Below are 18,627 nucleotides of genomic sequence, written 5' to 3'. Positions count from 1 at the left end.
CTCTCCGACGGGCTAGAGCTCCTCGACCTCGCCGGTGAGCATCGCCTTGCGCGCGACGTCGTACGTCTCGGCGTCGGCGGCCGCCGCGCCCATCTCTGGCGAGGCCAGGCTGGCCTTCATGGTCTCGGCGTCGGCGAACCACAGCTCCGCCTGGAGGTACGGCGCACCGTCTCCGCGCGGGGTGGTCAGGGTGAAGCGCTGCAGGTCCGGGACGGCCCGCACGAGCGGGACGTGCCGCTCGCGGTAGGCGGCCAGGAACGCGTCGCCGTCGGCCGGGTCGAAGTACTGGACGGTGAGGCGGTGCATCGAGGCGGGCATCAGCGGTCCCACTCCTTCGCGACGAGCGTGAGCACGTCGTAGGTGGCGACCGGGTCGCCGTCGGCGTTGGTGACGACGGCATCCCAGCGCACCTCGCCGTAGTCGGCGCCGGAGCGCGGGGTGATCTGCTTGACCGTCAGCGTGACCGCGATCGAGTCGCCGGCCTTGACCGGGGTCAGGAAGCGCAGGTGGTCGACGCCGAAGTTGGCCAGGACCGGGCCCGGGTCGGGGTCGACGAACAGTCCGGCGGCCAGCGAGACCACGAGGTAGCCGTGGGCGACGATGCCGCCGAAGAGCGGGTTCTCCTTCGCGGCCGCCTCGTCGGTGTGGGCGTAGAACGTGTCGCCGGTGAAGTCGGCGAAGTGCTCGATGTCCTCGAGCGTCACCGTGCGGGCCTCGGAGGCGATGGTGTCGCCGATCGCCAGCGTGGCCAGGCTCTTGCGGAACGGGTGGACGTCGCCGGCGGTGCGCTCCGAGCCCGTCGTCCAGCGACCGGTGATCGCGGTCATCATGTCGGGGGAGGCCTGGACGGCCGTGCGCTGCATGTGGTGCAGGACGGCGCGGACGCCGCCGAGCTCCTCGCCGCCGCCGGCGCGGCCGGGGCCGCCGTGCACGAGCACGGGCAGCGGCGAGCCGTGGCCGGTGGACTCGCCGGCGTCGTCGCGGTCGAGCACCAGGACCCGGCCGTGCCACGGCGCGACGCCGAGCACGACGGTGCGGGCGACGCCCGCGTCGTGGGTGACCAGCGAGCCCACCAGCGAGCCCTTGCCGCGTGCGGCGAGCTCGACGGCCTCCTCGACGGAGTCGTAGGTGAGCACGGTGCTGACCGGTCCGAAGGGCTCGACGTCGTGTGCCTCGACGGCACCCCTCTGGGCGCGCAGCAGGACCGGCGACATGAACGCGCCGCGCTCGGCGTCGGCGTCGAGGACCTCGACGTGGTCGGGGTCGCCGAAGACGACCTCGGCGGAGGCGCGCAGCTGCTGCACGGCCTTGCGCACGTCGTCGCGCTGGCCGAGGGAGGCCAGGGCGCCCATGCGCACGTCGTCGTGGGCGGGGTTGCCGACGGTGACCTTCGCGAGCCGTGCGGAGATCGCGTCGACGACGGCGTCGGCCATCGACTCGGGCACGATCGCACGCCTGATGGCGGTGCACTTCTGGCCGGCCTTGACCGTCATCTCCGCGACGACGCCCTTCACGAACAGGTCGAACTCCGGATCGTCCACCGAGACGTCCGGGCCGAGGATCGAGCAGTTGAGCGAGTCGGCCTCGACACCGAGCTGGACGCCGCCGTGGAGCACGTTGGTGTGGTTGCGCAGCATGCCGGCGGTGTGGGCCGAGCCGGTGAACGCGACCGAGTCCTGCACGGTCAGCTCGTCGAGCAGCCCCGACGCGCTGCCGCAGAGCAGCTGGAGCGTGCCCTCCGGCAGGATGCCCGACTCGACGATCCGGCGTACGGCGAGCTCGGTGAGGTAGGCGGTCTGGCTGCCGGGCTTGACGATGGTGGGCAGGCCGGCGAGGAACGCGGGCGCGAGCTTCTCGAGCATGCCCCAGACGGGGAAGTTGAAGGCGTTGATCTGCACCGCGACGCCCGGTCGCGAGGTGTAGAGGTGCTGGCCGACGAAGGTGCCGGCCCTGCCGAGGCGCTCGAGGCCGCCGTCGAGCGCGACGGTGTCGTTGGGCAGCTCGCGGGTGCCCTTGCTGGCGAAGCTGAAGAGGGTGCCGATGCCGCCGTCGATGTCGACCGCGGAGTCACGGCGGGTGGCGCCGGTGCGGAAGGAGAGGTCGTAGAGCTCGTCCTTTCCGGCCATCAGGTGCTTGGCCAGCTGCTTGAGCAGCGCCGCCCGCTCGTGGAACGTCAGGGCGCGCAGGGCGGGGCCCCCGACGGTGCTCGCGTGGACGGTCATCTCGCCGAGGTCGAGCCCGGTCGCGGAGATCCGGGCGACCTCCTCGCCGGTCGCGGCGTCGAGCAGGGCGCTGCCCTCGTCGCTCGCGCGGTGCCAGCGGCCGGCGGCGTAGCTCTCCAGAAGTCTCGACACGGGGATCTCCATCTCGTTGCACGGGGTCGGATCGTGTGTCACAGTATTACAGACCGATCGGTCAGTAAATAGACGGAGGAGAGCCGATGACGCTGACGGAGAGCGAGCTCCAGCAGGGCTTCGAGGCCACCATCGCCCACCACGACCGCATCGAGCCGCGCGACTGGATGCCGGAGGGCTACCGCAAGACGTTGGTGCGCCAGGTCGCCCAGCACGCGCACTCCGAGATCATCGGGATGCAGCCCGAGGGCGCCTGGATCACCCGCGCGCCGTCGCTGCGTCGCAAGGCGATCCTGCTGGCCAAGGTGCAGGACGAGGCAGGCCACGGGCTCTACCTCTACTCCGCCTGCGAGACGCTCGGCGTCTCCCGGACCGAGCTGACCGAGATGCTCATCGAGGGCCGCCAGAAGTACTCCTCGATCTTCAACTACCCCACCCTGAGCTACGCCGACGTCGGCACGATCGGCTGGCTCGTCGACGGCGCCGCGATCTGCAACCAGGTCCCGCTGTGCCGTACGTCGTTCGGGCCCTACGGCCGCGCGATGATCCGCATCTGCAAGGAGGAGTCCTTCCACCAGCGCCAGGGCTACGAGCTCTTGATGACGATGATGCGCGGCACCGACGAGCAGCGCGCGATGGTGCAGGAGTCGGTCGACCGCTTCTGGTGGCCGGCGCTGATGATGTTCGGCCCGCCCGACGACGAGTCGCCCAACTCCGCGCAGTCGATGGCCTGGGGCATCAAGCGCAACACCAACGACGAGCTGCGCCAGCGCTTCGTCGACATGAGCATGCCGCAGGCCGAGGCCCTCGGCGTCACGTTCCCCGACCCCGACCTGCGCTGGAACGAGGAGCGCGGCCACTACGACTTCGGCACGCCCGACTGGGACGAGTTCATGCAGGTGGTCAAGGGCGACGGGCCCTGCAACCGCCAGCGCATCGCGCACCGCAAGCGGGCCCACGAGGACGGCGCGTGGGTGCGCGAAGCCGCGAGCGCGTACGCGCGCGCGACGGAGGAGCGCGAGCGTGACCGCGCGAAGGTCGAGCGAGCCCCGGCGCCGAGCCTGCGAGGCGCCGACGGGCGGGTCGAGACCCGGTGAGTGAGGAGACCACGGTGACCGAGTCCACCAGCCCCCAGGCCGAGTGGCCGCTGTACGAGGTGTTCGTGCGCGGCAAGCGCGGGCTCAACCACGTCCACGTCGGCTCGTTGCACGCGGCCGACGACGAGATGGCCGTGCGGCACGCGCGCGACGTCTACACCCGGCGCAACGAGGGCGTGAGCATCTGGGTGGTCCGGGCGGAGGCGATCACCGCCTCGAGCCCCGACGAGAAGGACCCGTTCTTCGCGCCGAGCGGCGACAAGGTCTACCGCCACCCGACCTTCTACGCCATCCCCGACGACGTCCCCCACATGTGAAGGACGGACCCATGTCGCACTCCGCACCGGACCCCAACGACGCGCACGGCTCGGTCTTCGACGGCCTGCTCGGCTCCGACGACTCCCAGTGGGCGTTCGGCACCGACTTCGAGGACCCGCTCGCCGGCGTCGACACGACGATGCCCGAGGGCGTCGCGCCTGCCGCGCTGGCGACGTACTGCGTGATGCTCGCCGACGACGCGCTCGTGCTCTCGCACCGCGTCTCGGAGTGGTGCAGCAACGCCCCCGACCTGGAGGAGGACATCGCGCTGGCCAACATCGCGCTCGACCTCCTGGGCCAGGCGCGGCTGCTGCTCGCGCGCGCCGCGGCCGCCGACCCGTCCGTCGTACCGGCGCTGCCGGAGGGCTCGCCGGTGCCGCCCGAGGACGCGCTCGCGTTCTTCCGCGAGGCCGGCGGCTTCCGCAACGTGCGGCTCTCCGAGGTCGACAACGGCGACTTCGCCCACGTCGTCTGCCGGATCCTGCTCTTCTCGACGGTGCGCCTCGCGCTGCTGGAGCGGCTGCGCGAGAGCCGCGACCGCGTGCTCGCCGCCGTGGCCGCGAAGGGCGTCAAGGAGCTGGCCTACCACCGCGACTACGCCGGGCGCTGGTTCCTCACCCTCGCGCAGGGCACCGACGAGTCGCGGCGGCGCCTGGTCGCCGCGCTCGACGACCTGTGGCCGCTCTACCCCGAGCTGCTGGCCACCCACGCGGTCGAGGACGAGGTGGCGGCCGCAGGCGTGGGCGTCCGCCCGGTCGACGTCTCCGCCGAGGTCGAGGTGGTGCTGGAGCAGGTGCTGGCGATGAGCGGCGTCGAGCGCCCCGAGCGGCGTGCGCTCGCCGGCGTGCGCGGACGCACCGGCCGCGACGGCCTGCACACCGAGGCGCTGGGCCGGATGCTCGCCGAGATGCAGGTCACGGCTCGCGCGCACCCGATGGGTCAGTGGTGAGGGTGGTGAGCACGATGACGCGGTCGGCGTACGACGTCGCGCGGACTGTCACCGACCCGGAGATGCCGATGCTCACGCTCGAGGACCTCGGCGTGCTGCGCGACGTCACGGAGGAGGACGGCGCGGTGGTCGTGGCGATCACCCCGACGTACTCCGGCTGCCCGGCGATGGCGACGATGCGCGACGACCTCGTGCACCGGCTGCGCGACGCGGGCTACGACGACGTGCGGGTGCGCGTGGAGCTCGAGCCCGCGTGGTCCAGCGACTGGATCACCGAGCGCGGGCGCGCGGCGCTGGAGGAGCACGGCATCTCGCCCCCGGGGCCCGCCGACCACCGCTCGGGGCCGGTCGTGCTGAACCTGCTGCCCACCCGCCGGTCGCTGCACTGCCCGCGCTGCGGCGCGGCCGAGGTGGAGCTGACGTCGGAGTTCGGGGCGACCGCCTGCAAGGCGCTCTACCGCTGCACGGCGTGCCTCGAGCCGTTCGAGCACGTGAAGGAGATCTGATGTCCCTCGCCGCCGAGGCGCCTGCCCGCGTGGGTCGGGTCCAGCCCGTCTTCCACACGCTCACCGTGGCCGCGGTCGAGCGGCTCACCGACGACTCCGCCGCGGTCACGTTCGACGTGCCGGAGCACCTGTGGGAGGCCTTCGCCTTCGCGGCCGGGCAGTCGCTGACGCTGCGCCGCACGATCGACGGTCAGGAGCACCGTCGTACGTACTCGATCTGCGCGCCCGTCGGGCAGCTGCCGCGGGTGGGCGTGCGCGAGATCCCCGACGGCCTGTTCTCCTCCTGGCTGGTGCGCGGGGTGCGACCCGGCGACGAGGTCGAGGTGCAGACGCCGACCGGCAGCTTCCGCGCCGACCCGTCCGCGGGCGGCCGCCACCTCTGCATCGCCGCCGGCTCCGGCATCACGCCGATGCTCTCCATCGCGAGCACGGTCCTGGCCGGCCACCCCGAGGCGGAGGTGACGCTGCTCTACGGCAACCGCACGAGCGGGTCGGTGATGTTCGCCGAGGAGCTCGGCGACCTCAAGAACCGTCACGGGCAGCGCTTCCGGCTCTCCCACGTGCTGAGCCGCGAGCCGCGCGACGCCGAGCTGTTCTCCGGCCGCCTCGACGCCGACCGGCTGCGCCGCCTGCTGTCGGTGCTCGTGCCGGTGCGGGCGATGGACCACGTCTGGCTCTGCGGGCCGTTCGCGATGATCAACGACGCGCGCGAGGTGCTCGCCGAGCTGGGGGTGCCCGAGGACCGCGTGCACTTCGAGCTCTTCTACGTCGACGAGCCGCCGCCCGAGCTGGTCCGTGAGATCGCCGTCGCCGACGGCGAGACGAGCGACGTCACCGTGGTGCTCGACGGGCTGTCGGCCACGGCCCCGATGCCGCGCGGCCAGACGATCCTGGACGGCGCCCAGGCCACCCGCTCCGACCTGCCGTTCGCCTGCAAGGGTGGCGTGTGCGGCACCTGCCGCGCGCTCGTGCGGGAGGGAGAGGTCGACATGCGTCGCAACTACGCGCTGGAGAAGGCGGAGGTGGAGGCGGGCTTCGTGCTCACCTGCCAGTCCCACCCCGTGAGCGACGTCGTCACCGTCGACTTCGACGCATGAGCGTCCTGCTCGTCGAGGAGCTCGACGACCGGGTCGTGCTGCGGCTCAACCGGCCCGAGGCGCGCAACGCGATCGACCAGGAGATGGTCGACGCGCTGCACGACGCCTGCGCGCTGCTCGAGCGCGACCCTCGGGTGGCGCTGCTGGGTGGCGCGGGCGGCACGTTCGCGGCCGGCGCCGACATCGGTCAGCTGCGCGAGCGCCGTCGCGACGACGCCCTGCGCGGGATCAACTCCGGCATCTTCGACCGGGTGCGGCGGCTGCCGATGCCGGTCATCGCGCTGGTCGAGGGCTACGCCCTGGGCGGCGGCGCCGAGCTGGCCTACGCCTGCGACTTCCGCCTCGGCACGCCCACCACGAAGATCGGCAATCCCGAGCCCGGGCTGGGGATCCTCGCCGCGGCCGGGGCCACGTGGCGGCTGGCCGAGCTGGTGGGGGAGCCCCTCGCCAAGGAGGTGCTGCTCGCGGGTCGCGTGCTCGACGCGGCCGAGGCGCACGCCGTACGGCTGCTGAACGAGGTGGTCGAGCCCGACGACCTGCTGGCCGCCGGCCACCGGTGGGCCGACCGGATCGCCCGCCAGGCACCGCTCGCCGTACGACTGACGAAGACGGTGTTCCACGCGCCGCGCGAGGCGCACCCGGTCATCGACGACCTCGCGCAGGCGGTGCTCTTCGAGACCCAGGACAAGCAGGACCGGATGACCGCGTTCCTCGAGCGCAAGGAGAAGAAGCGATGACAGTCCCGCAACGGGTCGGCGTGCACGGCGGCGGACGCATGGGGGCCGGGATCGCCCACGCCTTCCTGGTCGCCGGCGCCGAGGTGACGGTGGTCGAGACCGACGAGTCGACCGCGGCCGCGGCGCGCGAGCGCGTGGCCACGAGCCTCGGCCGGACCCAGGAGCGCGGCGGGCTGTCGGAGCCGGTCGACGTCGTGGCCGCGCGACTGCGTGTCGCGACGGATGCGTCGGCCTTCGCCGGCTGCGGGCTCGTGGTCGAGGCGGTGCCCGAGGACGTGCCGCTGAAGACCCGGGTCCTGCAGGCGATCGAGGCCGCCGCCCCGGACGCCGTCGTCGCGACCAACACCAGCTCGCTCTCGATCGACGGCCTCGCCGAGGGGCTGAGCAGGCCCGAGCGGTTCCTGGGCCTGCACTTCTTCAACCCCGTGCCCGCCAGCGGCCTGGTCGAGATCGTCGTCGGCAGCAGGACCGCCGCCGACCTCGTGACCGAGGCGCAGGGGTGGGTCGAGGGGCTCGGCAAGACCGCGGTCACCGTCACGGACTCACCGGGCTTCGCGAGCAGCCGCCTCGGCGTCGCGACCGCGCTGGAGGCCATGCGGATGCTCGAGGACGGCGTCGCGAGCGCGGCCGACATCGACACCGCGATGACGCTCGGCTACCGCCACCCGGTGGGTCCGCTGCGCACGACCGACCTTGTCGGCCTCGACGTACGACTGGCCATCGCGGAGCACCTCGCCCGCGAGCTCGGCCCGCGCTTCGAGCCGCCGCAGGTGCTGCGCGACCTCGTCGCCGCCGGGCACCTGGGCCGCAAGACCGGCCGGGGCTTCTACGCGTGGTGACTGCCGACGAGCGGGAGCTCGCCGAACGCTCCGTCGCCCGGATGTGGACCTCCGACGCGGCCAGCGCGGCCCTGGGCATGCGCCTGGTCGAGGTGGCGCCCGGGCGCGCCGTCGTGGCGATGACCGTGCGCGACGACATGGTCAACGGCTGGGGGATGGCCCACGGCGGACTGGTCGCCTCGCTGGCCGACTCGGCGTTCGCGGCGGCCTGCAACTCGCGTGGCGTCGTCACCGTGGCTGCCGGCTTCGACGTGACCTTCCTCGAGTCGGCGCAGGTCGGCGACGAGCTCGTCGCCACGGCCGAGGAGCGGGCGCTGCGCGGCCGCTCGGGGCTGTACGACGTCGCGGTGCGGCGCGCCGACGGGACCGTCGTCGCCGAGCTCCGCGGACGCAGCCGCTCCGTGGGCCGTGCGATCGAGGGCTGAGCCGGGTCGCCCGACCGTCGTTTGGTCGGCCCGGTGATGAGTTCTCGGGCTCGCCGCCGTCATACCTCCGAAGCGACACTACGGAAGGGATGACGCGATGAGTGTGGACACGCGACTGGAGGAGCTGGGCGTGAGCGGTCTGGGCGAGGTCGACGAGCAGGAGTTCTCGAGCCTGACCGAGCGGCACCGGCGAGAGCTGCACGTGCACTGCTACCGGATGCTCGGGTCCTTCGAGGACGCCGAGGACACCGTGCAGGAGACGTTCCTGCGGGCGTGGCGGCGACGCGAGACGTTCGAGGGCCGCTCGACGCTGCGCGCCTGGCTCTACCGGATCGCCACCAACGCCTGCCTCGACCTGCTGGCCACGCGGCGGCCGGCGCCGGCGACGGGCGGCGAGGTGCTGTGGCTGCAGCCCTACCCCGACCGCCTGCTCGACGAGCTGCCCACGGACGCCGCGGACGACCCGGAGGCCGTCGCGGTGGCGCAGGAGACCATCGAGCTCGCGTACGTCGTCGCCGTCCAGCACCTGGCGCCGCGCCCGCGGGCGGCGCTGATCCTGCGCGACGTGCTCGGCTGGCCGGCGAAGGACGTCGCCGACCTGCTCGGCGACTCGGTCAACTCCGTCAACAGCGCGCTCCAGCGGGCCCGTGCCGGCATGCGCGAGCACCTGCCGGCTGAGCGGCAGGACTGGACCGGCGGCGAGGAGGACGCGGCGACCCGCGAGCTCGTCCGCCGGTTCACCGATGCCAGCGTGGCCACCGACGTGTCGGCGCTCGCCACGATGCTCCGCGACGACGTCCGCTGCTCGATGCCGCCCGTGCCGGGCCTGCACCTCGGCCGCGACGCCGTCCTGACCGACTGGGTCGACGGCGGCTTCGAGGGGATGGGGCCACTGCGCCCCGTCGCCACGTCGGTCAACCGACAGCCCGCGATCGCGTTCTACCTGTGGCAGGAGTCCCAGGACGCCTACGTCCCCCTCGCGATCGACGTCCTGCGGGTCGCCGGCGGAGCGATCAGCGAGGTCGTCATCTTCGGCCCCGACCGGTTCCCGAGCCTGGGTCTGCCGGAGCGGCTGACCGCCGAGGGTGGTGCGGCGTGAGCACCGTGGGCGGCGCCGTCGACGCGGCGGCGAGCGGAAGCGTCGGCGTACGTCGGGGGCTCGTCGTACCGGGCCTGCTCGCCACGCTGGCCGCCGTGGCCGTGACCACGCTCGCCGCGGCGGCGGCGCGGGCGGCCGGCGTCGAGCTGGAGGTGCCCGCCGATGGCGAGCAGATCCCGCTGTCCGGGATCGCGTTCGTCACCGGGGTCTTCTCGGTCGTGGGCGTCGTCCTCGCCGGGGCCTTCAACCGTTGGAGCGCCCGCCCCGTCGCGGGGTTCGTGCGGACGACGGTCGCGCTGACGGCGGTGTCGCTGGTGCCGCCGTTCCTGGTGGACGCCGAGACCGGCACCTCCCTCACCCTCGTCGGGCTGCACCTGCTCGCCGCCGCGGTCATGATCCCTGTCCTGGCGAGGCGGCTGGGTCCGGCTCGCTAGTCGGTCGCGCGGTGGGCGGCGAGGCCGTCGAAGGCGATCGTGGTGATGGCGTCGGCCAGGACGTCGGCGTCGACGACGCCGCCGGGGCGGTACCACTCGACGAGTGAGTTGACCATGCCGAACAGCAGTCGGCTCACCAGGTCGGGCGCCACGTCGGCGCGCAGCGCTCCCTCGTCGACGGCAGCGGCGACCAGCTCCGCCAACCGGGCGTCGATCCAGCGTCGGCGGGCCAGGGCGGCCTGCTCGACCTCGCCGTTCCCGCGCACGCGCAGCAGCAGGGTGACGGCGTCCTGGTGGGCCACGAGCACCCGCACGCTCTGGCGCACCACCTCGCGCAGCCGCTCGTACGCCGTCCCGGTCGACTCGTCGACGGCCGTCTCCACCAGCGTCGTCAGCTCGTCGAGCGCCTCGTGCAGCGCCTGCTCCAGCAGGTGCGACTTGCTCGGCACGTGGTGGTAGATCGCGGACTTGGAGAACCCCAGCTCCTTGGCCAGGTCGCCCATGCTGGTGCCGTCGTAACCCTGCCGGTTGAACAGCTCGATCGCCCGCCGCAGCACCGTCTCCTGGTCGTAGCCCGGCCGCCCGCGCCGCGCCGGCTCAGCAGACGGTTCGGCCATGCCGCCACCTTCTCACGATCCGGTGGTCGAGCAGTGAGGAGCGCCAGCGACGAGCGCCCGTCGAGACCCCGTGAGCCAAGGCAGGCGGCGATCACGGTGGTTGAGGTGCGAGCGCAGCGAGCCTCGAAACCACGCCACCGACCACCGAAAGTAAAATCCAAGAAAGAATGCCACCAATGCTCCACACCCTGTGGACAAGCGCCTCCTGACGGGTAGGGGCTGTCGGTGGTGGGTGCTTGAGTAGGTCCCATGAGCAACCGCGCCACCCACCCGCCGAGCCACCCCGTGGCTCAGCAGGTGGCGCGCATCCGTGAGGAGCTCGCCGAGCTCAGCGAGGCCGCGCTGTGGTCGATGACCCCTGCGGAGACCGCCAGGACCCTCGCCGAGACCACCCGCCTCAGCGCCCAGGCCGCCGGCCTCGAGCTCCGCCTCGCCGCCCACGCCGAGCGCACCGAGGTCGGCGCCGACCAGGGCGCGACGTCCACCGCGGCCTACTGGGCCCACGAGACCCACCTGACCCAACGCGACGCCGCGTCGAAGATGAAGCTCGCTAAGGCCCTTCAGACGCAGACCCAGGAGCCGGTCGAGCAGGCGCTGAGTCGTGGTGACGTCCTGGCCGACCAGGCGAAGGTGATCGTCGAGGCCGTCGACGCCCTGCCCGACGACGTGGGCACTGCGATCAAGACCCAAGCGCGTGACCACCTTCTCGGCGAGGCGGCGCACTTCGACGCCATCCGCTTGCGGGTCCTGGGCAAGCAGGTCCTCGACGTCGTCGCCCCCGAGGTCGGCGAAGCGGAAGAGGCCAGGCAGCTGGAAGCGCAGGAGCGGAAGGCCCGGGCGAAGGCCAGGTTCACGATGCACGACGACGGCCACGGCACGACCTACGGCCGGTTCTCGATGCCCACCCACGAGGCCGACAAGCTCCGCAAGCCCCTCCAGGCGCTGGCCTCACCCAAGGCCGGCGGTGAAGGGTCCACCCCACACGGGATGGGGCTCGCGTTCATCGAGTACGTCGACCGCTACCCCGTAGACAAGCTCCCCAAAGCCGCCGGCATGGACGCCACCGTCGTGGTCACCATGACCCTCGAGACGCTCATGGGTGGGCTCAAAGCCGCGCAGCTCGACACCGGCACCCGGATCAGCCCCAGTCTGGCCCGCAGGATGGCGTGCGAGGCGGGCGTGATCCCGGTCGTGCTGGGCGGGAGGTCTCAGGTCCTCGACGTGGGCCGCAGACGACGCTTCCACACCAAGGCCCAACGCATCGCCATGGCCGTCAGGGACGGCGGCTGCATCGCGCTGGGCTGTGACCGGCCGTCCGCCTGGTGCCACGCGCACCACCTGGACCCTTGGTCCCAGGGCGGCGAGACCTCGGTCGAGCGCGGCGCGATGCTGTGCGCTCGGCACCACACGCTGATCCACCACCCTTCCTACGGAGTGACTCACCACGAGGGCGGGAAGGTCTCGTTCCACAAGCGGGAGTGAGACGTATTCGGTGGGGTGGTTTCGAGGCTCGCTGGCGCTCGCACCTCAACCACCGGGGTCAGCGGTCGGCTTGCGGGGTCTCGACGGGCGCTCGCTGGCGCTCGCTGGCGCTCGCTGCTCGACCACCGGAGTGCGGGCTCGCACCTCAACCACCGAGGCGGGCGCTCGCTGCTCTACCGGCGTGGGATGGGCGCAACGTCGCCTTGTCTTCAGGTCGACCTGAAGAGGCAGAGTGTGGGCATGAGCCACGAACACCACGAGGTCGACCTCGCGACGATGTACAGCCAGGAGACCTGGGACGCCCGTTACGCCGAGTCCGAGCGCATCTGGAGCGGCAACCCCAACCCCCGTCTGGTCGAGCACGTCGCCGACCTCGCGCCCGGCCGGGCGCTCGACATCGGCTGCGGCGAGGGCGCGGACGTCGTGTGGCTGGCGCAGCAGGGTTGGCAGGCGACCGGGGTCGACGTGTCCGAGGTGGCGCTCCTGCGCGCCGCGGCGCACGCCGAGGACGCCGGCGTCGAGGACAAGGTGGCCTGGGAGCGGGTCGACGTCCTGGCCGGTGACGAGCTGCCGGGTGACATGGACCTGGTGTCGGTGCAGTTCTTCCACCCGCCGGTCGACCGCTTCGCCGAGCTGACGCAGCGGATGGGCGCGGCGGTGCGCCCGGGCGGCCACCTGCTCGTCGTCGGGCACCACCCGGCGGACCTCGAGACCGGCGTCCGCAAGCCGCACGGCCCGGACCTGCTGTTCACGCCGGACCGCGTCACGGCGGCCCTGCCTGCGGAGCAGTGGGAGGTCCTCGCGGCCGACGAGCCGACCCGCGACCACCCGACCGACGACGGGCCCGTCACGGTCACCGACACCGTGGTGCTGGCGCGGCGCCGCTGACGATTCACACGGATCTCTCAGGTACGGCGGGAACGTCGCGGCCCGCGCGGGCGTTGGAACCGGTGACGACCCCTAGACTGGGGGTCTAGACAGGGTCCAGCCGTCACGGAGACGGTGACCAGGCCTCCAAGGAGGAGACCAATGCAGAGCAACAACCCGGTGTTCACCCGGTCGGAGGAGTTCCAGCGCGGCGGCAACGCCAACGCCAGCTCCTACGGCAACCAGACCTACGCCGGCAACGGCTCGAGCTACCAGGGCTACGGCACCGACCCCGCAGCCTGGGGCACCGGCCAGCCCGGCTCGCCCGAGACGCCGACGCACGCTCCGGCGTCGTCGGGTCCCATGACCATCGACTCGGTGGTCCAGAAGACCGCGATCTCGCTCGGTGTCGTCATCGTCGCCGCGCTGGCGACGTGGATCCTCACCCCCGAGATCACGCCCAGCACCACCAACGAGGACCTCGGCGGACTCATCGCCGCCATGACCCTCGGCAGCCTCGGCGCGTTCGCGCTGTCGATGGTCAACTCCTTCAAGCGCGTGATCAGCCCGGCCCTGGTGCTGGCGTTCTGCGTGCTCGAGGGTGTCGCCCTCGGTGCGCTGAGCAAGTTCTTCGACGCCCGCTTCGGTGACGGTGTCGTCTCCGGCGCCGTGATCGGTACCTTCGCCGCCTTCGCCGGCACGCTGACCGCCTACAAGGTGCTCAACATCAAGGTGGGCGACAAGTTCCGCAAGTTCGTCGTCGCTGCCGTCTTCGGCATGATCGGCCTCAGCCTGATGGAGCTCGTCCTGAGCCTCTTCGGCGCCGAGATCGGCCTGTTCGGCGTCAGCGGTCTGGGCATGGTCACGGCCGTCGCCGGCCTCGTGCTCGGTGTGTTCATGCTGATCATGGACTTCGACTTCGTCGAGCAGGGTGTCGCCAACCGGCTCCCCGAGCGGGAGTCGTGGCGCGCCGCGTTCGCGATGACCGTGAGCCTCGTCTGGATCTACACGAACCTGCTCCGCATCCTGGCGTTCTTCAGCCAGGACTGAGCGGGCGGTCGACGCGCTCGGCCGACAACGCCAAGGCCCCGGGGTTCTCCCCGGGGCCTTTGCCGTTGTCGGGGGTTGAGAAGGTGCTCGAGCAACCGTCTCGAGACCACGGACCGGTGGTCGAGCAGTGAGGAGCGCCAGCGACGAGCGCCCGTCGAGACCCCTGCACCTCTGGCTGTCTCCTCAGGGCACCCCTCTGCTGGGGCTGGTGTGACTGGTGCTGCGCCTACCGACGTGGGTGCCCGATCCCGCGCGGCCAACCTCAGCCCCGCCGGTCAGGTGGTTTCGAGGCTCGCTCCGCTCGCACCTCAACCACCGAGGTCGGCGTTCGGCTCACGGGGTCTCGACATTCGCTCGCTGCGCTCGCTGCTCGACCGCCGAGGTCGGCCGGGTCTCGACATTCGCTCGCTGCGCTCGCTGCTCGACCACCGGCGGCCGCCGCGGCTGCTACGAGGTCGTGGACCCCGTGGCTGCGACCTCGGCGGTCTCGTCCGCGTCGTTGGGGGCCGGGGCCTCGCCCTTGGCCTGGGGACGGCGCCTGCGGTGGCGCAGCTCGACCCAGAGGCCGCGCACGCCGAGGCGGTTGCCGCCCACCTCGGTGCCGTCGAGCTCGGTGCCGGGGGTCCGGACGGCCTGGACGGCGGCCGTGGCGACCGGCATGACGCCCTCGCCGCGGTAGGCCTCGGGGTGCTCCTCGTCGTCCGGGGCGAGCCCGAGGGCGGCGAGCACCGACGGCAGCAGCACCGTCGCCAGGGCGCGGTAGCCGTGGGCGGAGGGGTGGAACTGGTCGGGGCCGAAGAGCAGCGCGGGTGCCGCGGCGAACTCCTTGCCCAGCACGGCGGCGAGCGAGACGGTGCGCCCGCCCTCGTTGATCACCGCGATCGTCTGGGCGGCGGCCAGGCGCCGCGACCAGGTGCGGGCGACCTGCTTGAGCGGGGGGCCGATGGGCTTGACCGTGCCGAGGTCGGGGCAGGTCCCCACGATCACCTCGACGCCGGCGTCGACCAGGCGGCGCACACCCTCGGAGAGGTGGCGCACCGACTCCGACGGCAGCATCTTGTGGGTGACGTCGTTGGCGCCGACCAGGATGACCGCGACGTCGGGCTCGATCGTGAGGGCCTTGTCGATCTGGTCGTCGAGCTGGGAGGACTTGGCGCCGACCACGCAGAACGCGCGGAGGTAGACGCGGCGCTCGGCGTACTCGGCCAGGCCGTTGGCCAGCACGGCGCCCGGCGTCTCGGTCACGTCCTCGACGCCGTAGCCCGCGGCGCTGGAGTCGCCGAGGAGCGCGATCTTGAGGGCGGGGCCGGGTCGACCGCGGCCGTACCACCCGGTCGCGTCCGGGGGAGCGCCGCTCGTGCGCCCGATCGCCTTGCGCGCGAGCTTGGCCTCGGCGGTCAGTACGGCGTACAGGCCGGCGCCCAGCACGGACAGCCCGCCACCGCCGTATGCCGCCGCGGCAGCCAACTTTCTGGCAGCACCGGCTCTCCCCACGTAGGTGAGTCTACGTAAGCGCTCTATGTTGAACGTGTGCAGTACGTGAACTCTCTCCTCGACCTGATCGGCAACACCCCGCTGTTGCGCCTCTCGCGCACCCTGGACCTCCCGGGAGGTGCAGACACGGAGGACGCAGGCGGCGCCGAGAAGGGCCCCCTGGTGCTGGCCAAGATCGAGTACCTCAACCCGGGCGGCTCGGTGAAGGACCGCATCGCCACCCGGATGATCGAGGCCGCGGAGGCCTCCGGCGAGCTGCAGCCCGGCGGCACCATCGTGGAGCCGACCTCCGGCAACACCGGCGTGGGGCTGGCCATGGTGGCGCAGGCGAAGGGCTACAAGTGCATCTTCGTGTGCCCCGACAAGGTCAGCGAGGACAAGCGCAACGTGCTCAAGGCCTACGGCGCCGAGGTCGTGGTCTGCCCGACCGCCGTGGCTCCCGAGCACCCCGACTCCTACTACAACGTCTCCGACCGCCTCAGCTCGCAGCCGGGCGCCTGGAAGCCGAACCAGTACGCCAACGCCCACAACCCGCGGTCGCACTACGAGACCACCGGTCCGGAGATCTGGGCGCAGACCGAGGGCCGGATCACGCACTTCGTGACCGGCATGGGCACCGGCGGCACCATCACCGGCGTGGGTCGCTACCTCAAGGAGCAGAACCCCGACATCAAGGTGATCGGCGCCGACCCGGCCGGCTCGGTCTACTCCGGCGGCACCGGCCGCCCCTACCTCGTCGAGGGCGTCGGCGAGGACTTCTGGCCCGACACCTACGACCGCACCGTCGCCGACCGCGTCATCGAGGTCTCCGACGCCGACTCCTTCGCGTTCACCCGGCGGCTGGCCCGCGAGGAGGCGCTGCTGGTCGGCGGCTCGTCCGGCATGGCGGCGTACGCCGCGAAGCAGCTGGCCCACGAGGTCGCCGGCACCCCCGAGGGCGACGGCGCCGTGATCGTGGTGCTGCTGCCCGACTCGGGCCGCGGCTACCTCACGAAGGTCTTCAACGACGAGTGGCTGGCGCAGTACGGCTTCGAGAGCGGTCACGAGACCGCGGGCCAGACCGTCGGGCAGGTGCTGCGCGGCAAGGCCGGCCAGCTGCCCGAGCTCGTGCACACCCACCCGAGCGAGACCATCGCCGAGGCGGTCCACATCCTCCACGAGTACGGCGTCTCGCAGATGCCCGTCGTGCGTGCCGAGCCGCCCATCGTGGCGGCCGAGGTCGCCGGCTCGGTCTCCGAGCGCACCCTGCTCGACGCGCTCTACGCCGGCACGGCACGGCTCACCGACCCCGTCGAGGACCACATGTCCCTGCCGCTGCCGACGATCGGCTCGACCGAGGACGCGCGCGACGCCGCCACCCTGCTCGAGTCGGCCGACGCCGTGCTCGTCCAGGAGGACGGCAAGCCGGTGGGCGTGCTGACCCGTCAGGACCTGCTGACGTTCCTCACCCGCGCCTGAGCCTCACCGGCGCAGGTCGATGACCGCGCGGCCACGCACCTCGCCGGCCGCCTGGCGGGTCCACGCCTCGCCGACCTGGTGGAGGCCGAAGACCTCGTAGGGCACGGCGAGCCGCCCGGCCGCGGCGTGCTCCTCGATGGCGGCCATGGCGTCGCCACGCTGCTCGGCGGTGAGGTCGTTGTTGGTGTAGCCCAGGACCGACCGCGGTCCGCTGCGCAGGTGCGCGGAGGAGAACGTCGCCGTCGGCCCGGCGCTGCTGCCGAGGTTGACCAGGCGGCCGTGCGGGGCCAGAACCGTCAGCGCGGCCGTGGCAGGCACGCCGCACAGCGGGTCGAGGACGAGGTCGACCTCGCCCACGGTGTCGCGCATCCGCTCGGCGAGGTCCTCGGGGCTGTCGTCGCGCTCCAGCTGCACGAAGCCGTCGGCGCCGAGGTCGGCCGCTGCCTGCCGGGCGCCGGGCTCGAGGGCCGCCCCCCAGACGGTCCCCGCCCCCTGGAGCCGCGCGGCCTGCAGCGCGACCGTCCCGACGACCCCGCTCGAGCCCAGGACGAGCACGCGCTCACCGGCCCGCAGGCCTCCTCGCAGGAGGAGCGCCGTCCAGGCGGCGATCGCGGAGAGTCCGAGCGCCGCCAGGTGCTGCTCGTCGACGGCACCGGAGAGCACCACCAGCTCGGACTCGGCCACCACCACGGTCTCGGCGATGCTGCCGTCGCCCGGTGCCATCCCGGCCGAGGTCGGGAACCACACCGACGTGCCCACCGGCACGCTCGACGCGGACTCCACGACGCCGACGCCCTGCACGCCCGGGACGTACGGCGTCGCCGGCTCGCCGAAGTACGACGTCCCGCTCGCGCACAGCAGGTCGAGCGGCGTGATCGGCGCGGTCACGGTGCGCACCAGCGCCTGACCCGGGCCTGCCTGCGGCGCGGGACGCTCGCCGACGACCGGCGGCTGACCGCACCGGTCGACCAGAGCGGCGCGCACGGTGCTCATGCCTGCGCCGCCGGGTCGACGTAGACCGCGTTGCGGTCGACGGTGCGGTAGATCTCGGCCGCGACACCGGGGCTGCGGATCTCCTCGGCGATGTGGCCGAGCAGCCCGGCGCACCGGGCCAGCAGGACCGTGCCCCGCAGGAGCTCCTGCGGGATGCCGAGGTCGGCCAGCGCCGCGCCGCTCACGCCGGCGCCGTTGAGCGGCAGCCGCTTGCCCAGCACCTGCTCGTGGGTGCGACCGATGGCCTCGAAGAGTGCGAGGTGGGCGCCGTAGAGACCCTCCTCGTGGGCGATCTGCACCAGCCGGGGGGTCCGCGGGTCGCCGTCCTTGTGCACGGGGTGGCCGAGACCGGGCACGAACGCGCCCTTCTCGCGCTGCGCGCGCACGGCGCCGAGCGCCACCTCGTCCCAGCCGGCCTCGTCCTCGGGCAGGCGGTCGAGCCCGGCGAGCACGTCGCCCAGGAAGCGGCCGGTGTCCTCGGTGACCCCGAGGAAGCGCGAGCCGCCGCCCAGGAGTCCCGCCGCGAGGGCGCCCTGGATCGAGTCGGGCGCGCTGAGGAAGGTCACCCGGGTCGCGATCGCGGTGGGCGTGAAGCCGTGGTCGGCCAGCCCGAGGAGCACGGCCTCGAAGAGCCGGCTCTGCTGCTTGGTCGGGCGCTCCAGGGTGATCAGCCAGTAGGCGAGCTCGCCGAAGGAGACGTTGCCCATCAGCTCCTCGGTCACGTCGTGGCCCATCAGCGACATGCTGGACAGGTCGGAGGTGCCCAGGGACGTCGGGAACTGCGGCATGGGCGGGGGAGTGTCGGGCATCG

At 72.6% G+C, this 18,627-nt stretch carries 20 protein-coding genes; 14 read left to right on the top strand and 6 right to left on the bottom strand.

From position 1 onward, the window contains the following. Positions 1 to 12: 12 nt before the first annotated feature. Complete coding sequence (locus IRQ30_RS18755) at positions 13 to 318, bottom strand: EthD family reductase (RefSeq protein ID WP_227467811.1); 306 nt, start codon at positions 316 to 318, stop codon at positions 13 to 15. Beyond that, a complete protein-coding gene (gene paaZ / locus IRQ30_RS18750) occupies positions 318 to 2,354 on the bottom strand; it encodes a phenylacetic acid degradation bifunctional protein PaaZ (RefSeq protein WP_193614473.1) in 2,037 nt (678 codons plus the stop codon). The genes IRQ30_RS18755 and paaZ overlap by 1 nt, the downstream gene beginning before the upstream one ends. Positions 2,355 to 2,440: 86 nt before the next feature. Between paaZ and paaA the strand changes: the two genes are divergently transcribed. The 10 genes from paaA (at position 2,441) to IRQ30_RS18700 (ending at position 9,855) form a co-directional block, all read left to right on the top strand. Beyond that, positions 2,441 to 3,451: a 1,2-phenylacetyl-CoA epoxidase subunit PaaA gene (gene paaA / locus IRQ30_RS18745; RefSeq protein WP_193614472.1), complete on the top strand. Its 1,011-nt coding sequence runs from the start codon at positions 2,441 to 2,443 to the stop codon at positions 3,449 to 3,451. A gap of 14 nt (positions 3,452 to 3,465) precedes the next feature. Then, positions 3,466 to 3,768: a 1,2-phenylacetyl-CoA epoxidase subunit PaaB gene (gene paaB, locus IRQ30_RS18740; protein ID WP_193614471.1), complete on the top strand. Its 303-nt coding sequence runs from the start codon at positions 3,466 to 3,468 to the stop codon at positions 3,766 to 3,768. Positions 3,769 to 3,779: 11 nt separating this feature from the next. Further along, positions 3,780 to 4,718, top strand: a complete 939-nt coding sequence (gene paaC / locus IRQ30_RS18735) for a 1,2-phenylacetyl-CoA epoxidase subunit PaaC (RefSeq protein ID WP_193614470.1) — start codon at positions 3,780 to 3,782, stop codon at positions 4,716 to 4,718. A 14-nt stretch (positions 4,719 to 4,732) separates the two neighbouring features. Beyond that, complete coding sequence (paaD, locus tag IRQ30_RS18730; protein ID WP_193614506.1) at positions 4,733 to 5,224, top strand: 1,2-phenylacetyl-CoA epoxidase subunit PaaD; 492 nt, start codon at positions 4,733 to 4,735, stop codon at positions 5,222 to 5,224. Next, complete coding sequence (gene paaE, locus IRQ30_RS18725; protein ID WP_193614469.1) at positions 5,224 to 6,321, top strand: 1,2-phenylacetyl-CoA epoxidase subunit PaaE; 1,098 nt, start codon at positions 5,224 to 5,226, stop codon at positions 6,319 to 6,321. The genes paaD and paaE overlap by 1 nt, the downstream gene beginning before the upstream one ends. Further along, the gene (locus IRQ30_RS18720) at positions 6,318 to 7,058 is read left to right on the top strand and encodes an enoyl-CoA hydratase/isomerase family protein (protein WP_193614468.1); all 741 of its coding nucleotides are present in this window, start codon (positions 6,318 to 6,320) and stop codon (positions 7,056 to 7,058) included. The genes paaE and IRQ30_RS18720 overlap by 4 nt, the downstream gene beginning before the upstream one ends. Continuing rightward, positions 7,055 to 7,897 carry a 3-hydroxyacyl-CoA dehydrogenase family protein gene (locus tag IRQ30_RS18715; protein WP_193614467.1) on the top strand — a complete coding sequence of 281 codons (843 nt, stop codon included), beginning with the start codon at positions 7,055 to 7,057 and terminating at the stop codon, positions 7,895 to 7,897. Before IRQ30_RS18720 ends, IRQ30_RS18715 begins: the two co-directional genes overlap by 4 nt. Beyond that, the gene (gene paaI / locus IRQ30_RS18710) at positions 7,891 to 8,322 is read left to right on the top strand and encodes a hydroxyphenylacetyl-CoA thioesterase PaaI (RefSeq protein WP_338089787.1); all 432 of its coding nucleotides are present in this window, start codon (positions 7,891 to 7,893) and stop codon (positions 8,320 to 8,322) included. The genes IRQ30_RS18715 and paaI overlap by 7 nt, the downstream gene beginning before the upstream one ends. 97 nt (positions 8,323 to 8,419) lie before the next feature. Continuing rightward, on the top strand, positions 8,420 to 9,421 hold the full coding sequence (locus tag IRQ30_RS18705) for an RNA polymerase subunit sigma-70 (protein ID WP_193614466.1): 1,002 nt from the start codon (positions 8,420 to 8,422) through the stop codon (positions 9,419 to 9,421). Continuing rightward, positions 9,418 to 9,855 carry a DUF6069 family protein gene (locus IRQ30_RS18700; protein ID WP_338089786.1) on the top strand — a complete coding sequence of 146 codons (438 nt, stop codon included), beginning with the start codon at positions 9,418 to 9,420 and terminating at the stop codon, positions 9,853 to 9,855. Before IRQ30_RS18705 ends, IRQ30_RS18700 begins: the two co-directional genes overlap by 4 nt. Here IRQ30_RS18700 and IRQ30_RS18695 read toward each other — a convergent pair. After that, positions 9,852 to 10,472, bottom strand: coding sequence for a TetR/AcrR family transcriptional regulator (locus tag IRQ30_RS18695; RefSeq protein ID WP_193610016.1), 621 nt, complete (start codon positions 10,470 to 10,472; stop codon positions 9,852 to 9,854). The genes IRQ30_RS18700 and IRQ30_RS18695 overlap by 4 nt on opposite strands. 249 nt (positions 10,473 to 10,721) lie before the next feature. Between IRQ30_RS18695 and IRQ30_RS18690 the strand changes: the two genes are divergently transcribed. The 3 genes from IRQ30_RS18690 to IRQ30_RS18680 all read left to right on the top strand — a co-directional run bounded on the left by IRQ30_RS18690 (position 10,722) and on the right by IRQ30_RS18680 (position 13,871). Then, positions 10,722 to 11,954: an HNH endonuclease signature motif containing protein gene (locus IRQ30_RS18690; protein ID WP_193614465.1), complete on the top strand. Its 1,233-nt coding sequence runs from the start codon at positions 10,722 to 10,724 to the stop codon at positions 11,952 to 11,954. Positions 11,955 to 12,194: 240 nt separating this feature from the next. After that, positions 12,195 to 12,842 (top strand): class I SAM-dependent methyltransferase, encoded by a 648-nt coding sequence (locus tag IRQ30_RS18685; RefSeq protein ID WP_193614464.1) that lies wholly within the window; start codon positions 12,195 to 12,197, stop codon positions 12,840 to 12,842. Between the two features lie 141 nt (positions 12,843 to 12,983). Next, a complete protein-coding gene (locus IRQ30_RS18680) occupies positions 12,984 to 13,871 on the top strand; it encodes a Bax inhibitor-1/YccA family protein (RefSeq protein ID WP_193614463.1) in 888 nt (295 codons plus the stop codon). Positions 13,872 to 14,318: 447 nt separating this feature from the next. Here IRQ30_RS18680 and IRQ30_RS18675 read toward each other — a convergent pair whose 3' ends face one another. Next, entirely contained in the window at positions 14,319 to 15,365 is a 1,047-nt protein-coding gene (locus tag IRQ30_RS18675; RefSeq protein ID WP_193614462.1) for a GDSL-type esterase/lipase family protein, read from the bottom strand. Between the two features lie 36 nt (positions 15,366 to 15,401). On the opposite strand from IRQ30_RS18675, the gene IRQ30_RS18670 reads away from it, so the two are divergent. Then, positions 15,402 to 16,823, top strand: coding sequence for a cystathionine beta-synthase (locus IRQ30_RS18670; RefSeq protein WP_193614461.1), 1,422 nt, complete (start codon positions 15,402 to 15,404; stop codon positions 16,821 to 16,823). 3 nt (positions 16,824 to 16,826) lie between these two features. On the opposite strand, the gene IRQ30_RS18665 is transcribed toward IRQ30_RS18670, so the two are convergent. Both IRQ30_RS18665 and IRQ30_RS18660 read right to left on the bottom strand, forming a co-directional pair. Further along, positions 16,827 to 17,816 (bottom strand): quinone oxidoreductase family protein, encoded by a 990-nt coding sequence (locus IRQ30_RS18665; RefSeq protein ID WP_227467809.1) that lies wholly within the window; start codon positions 17,814 to 17,816, stop codon positions 16,827 to 16,829. Next, complete coding sequence (locus IRQ30_RS18660; protein ID WP_193614460.1) at positions 17,813 to 18,625, bottom strand: citryl-CoA lyase; 813 nt, start codon at positions 18,623 to 18,625, stop codon at positions 17,813 to 17,815. The genes IRQ30_RS18665 and IRQ30_RS18660 overlap by 4 nt, the downstream gene beginning before the upstream one ends. Positions 18,626 to 18,627 lie beyond the last annotated feature (2 nt).

The organism is Nocardioides lijunqiniae (assembly GCF_015024225.1).
GTDB lineage: Bacteria > Actinomycetota > Actinomycetes > Propionibacteriales > Nocardioidaceae > Nocardioides > Nocardioides lijunqiniae.
Note: the sequence above shows the minus strand (reverse complement) of the source record. Positions and strands in the feature narration are given on the sequence as shown.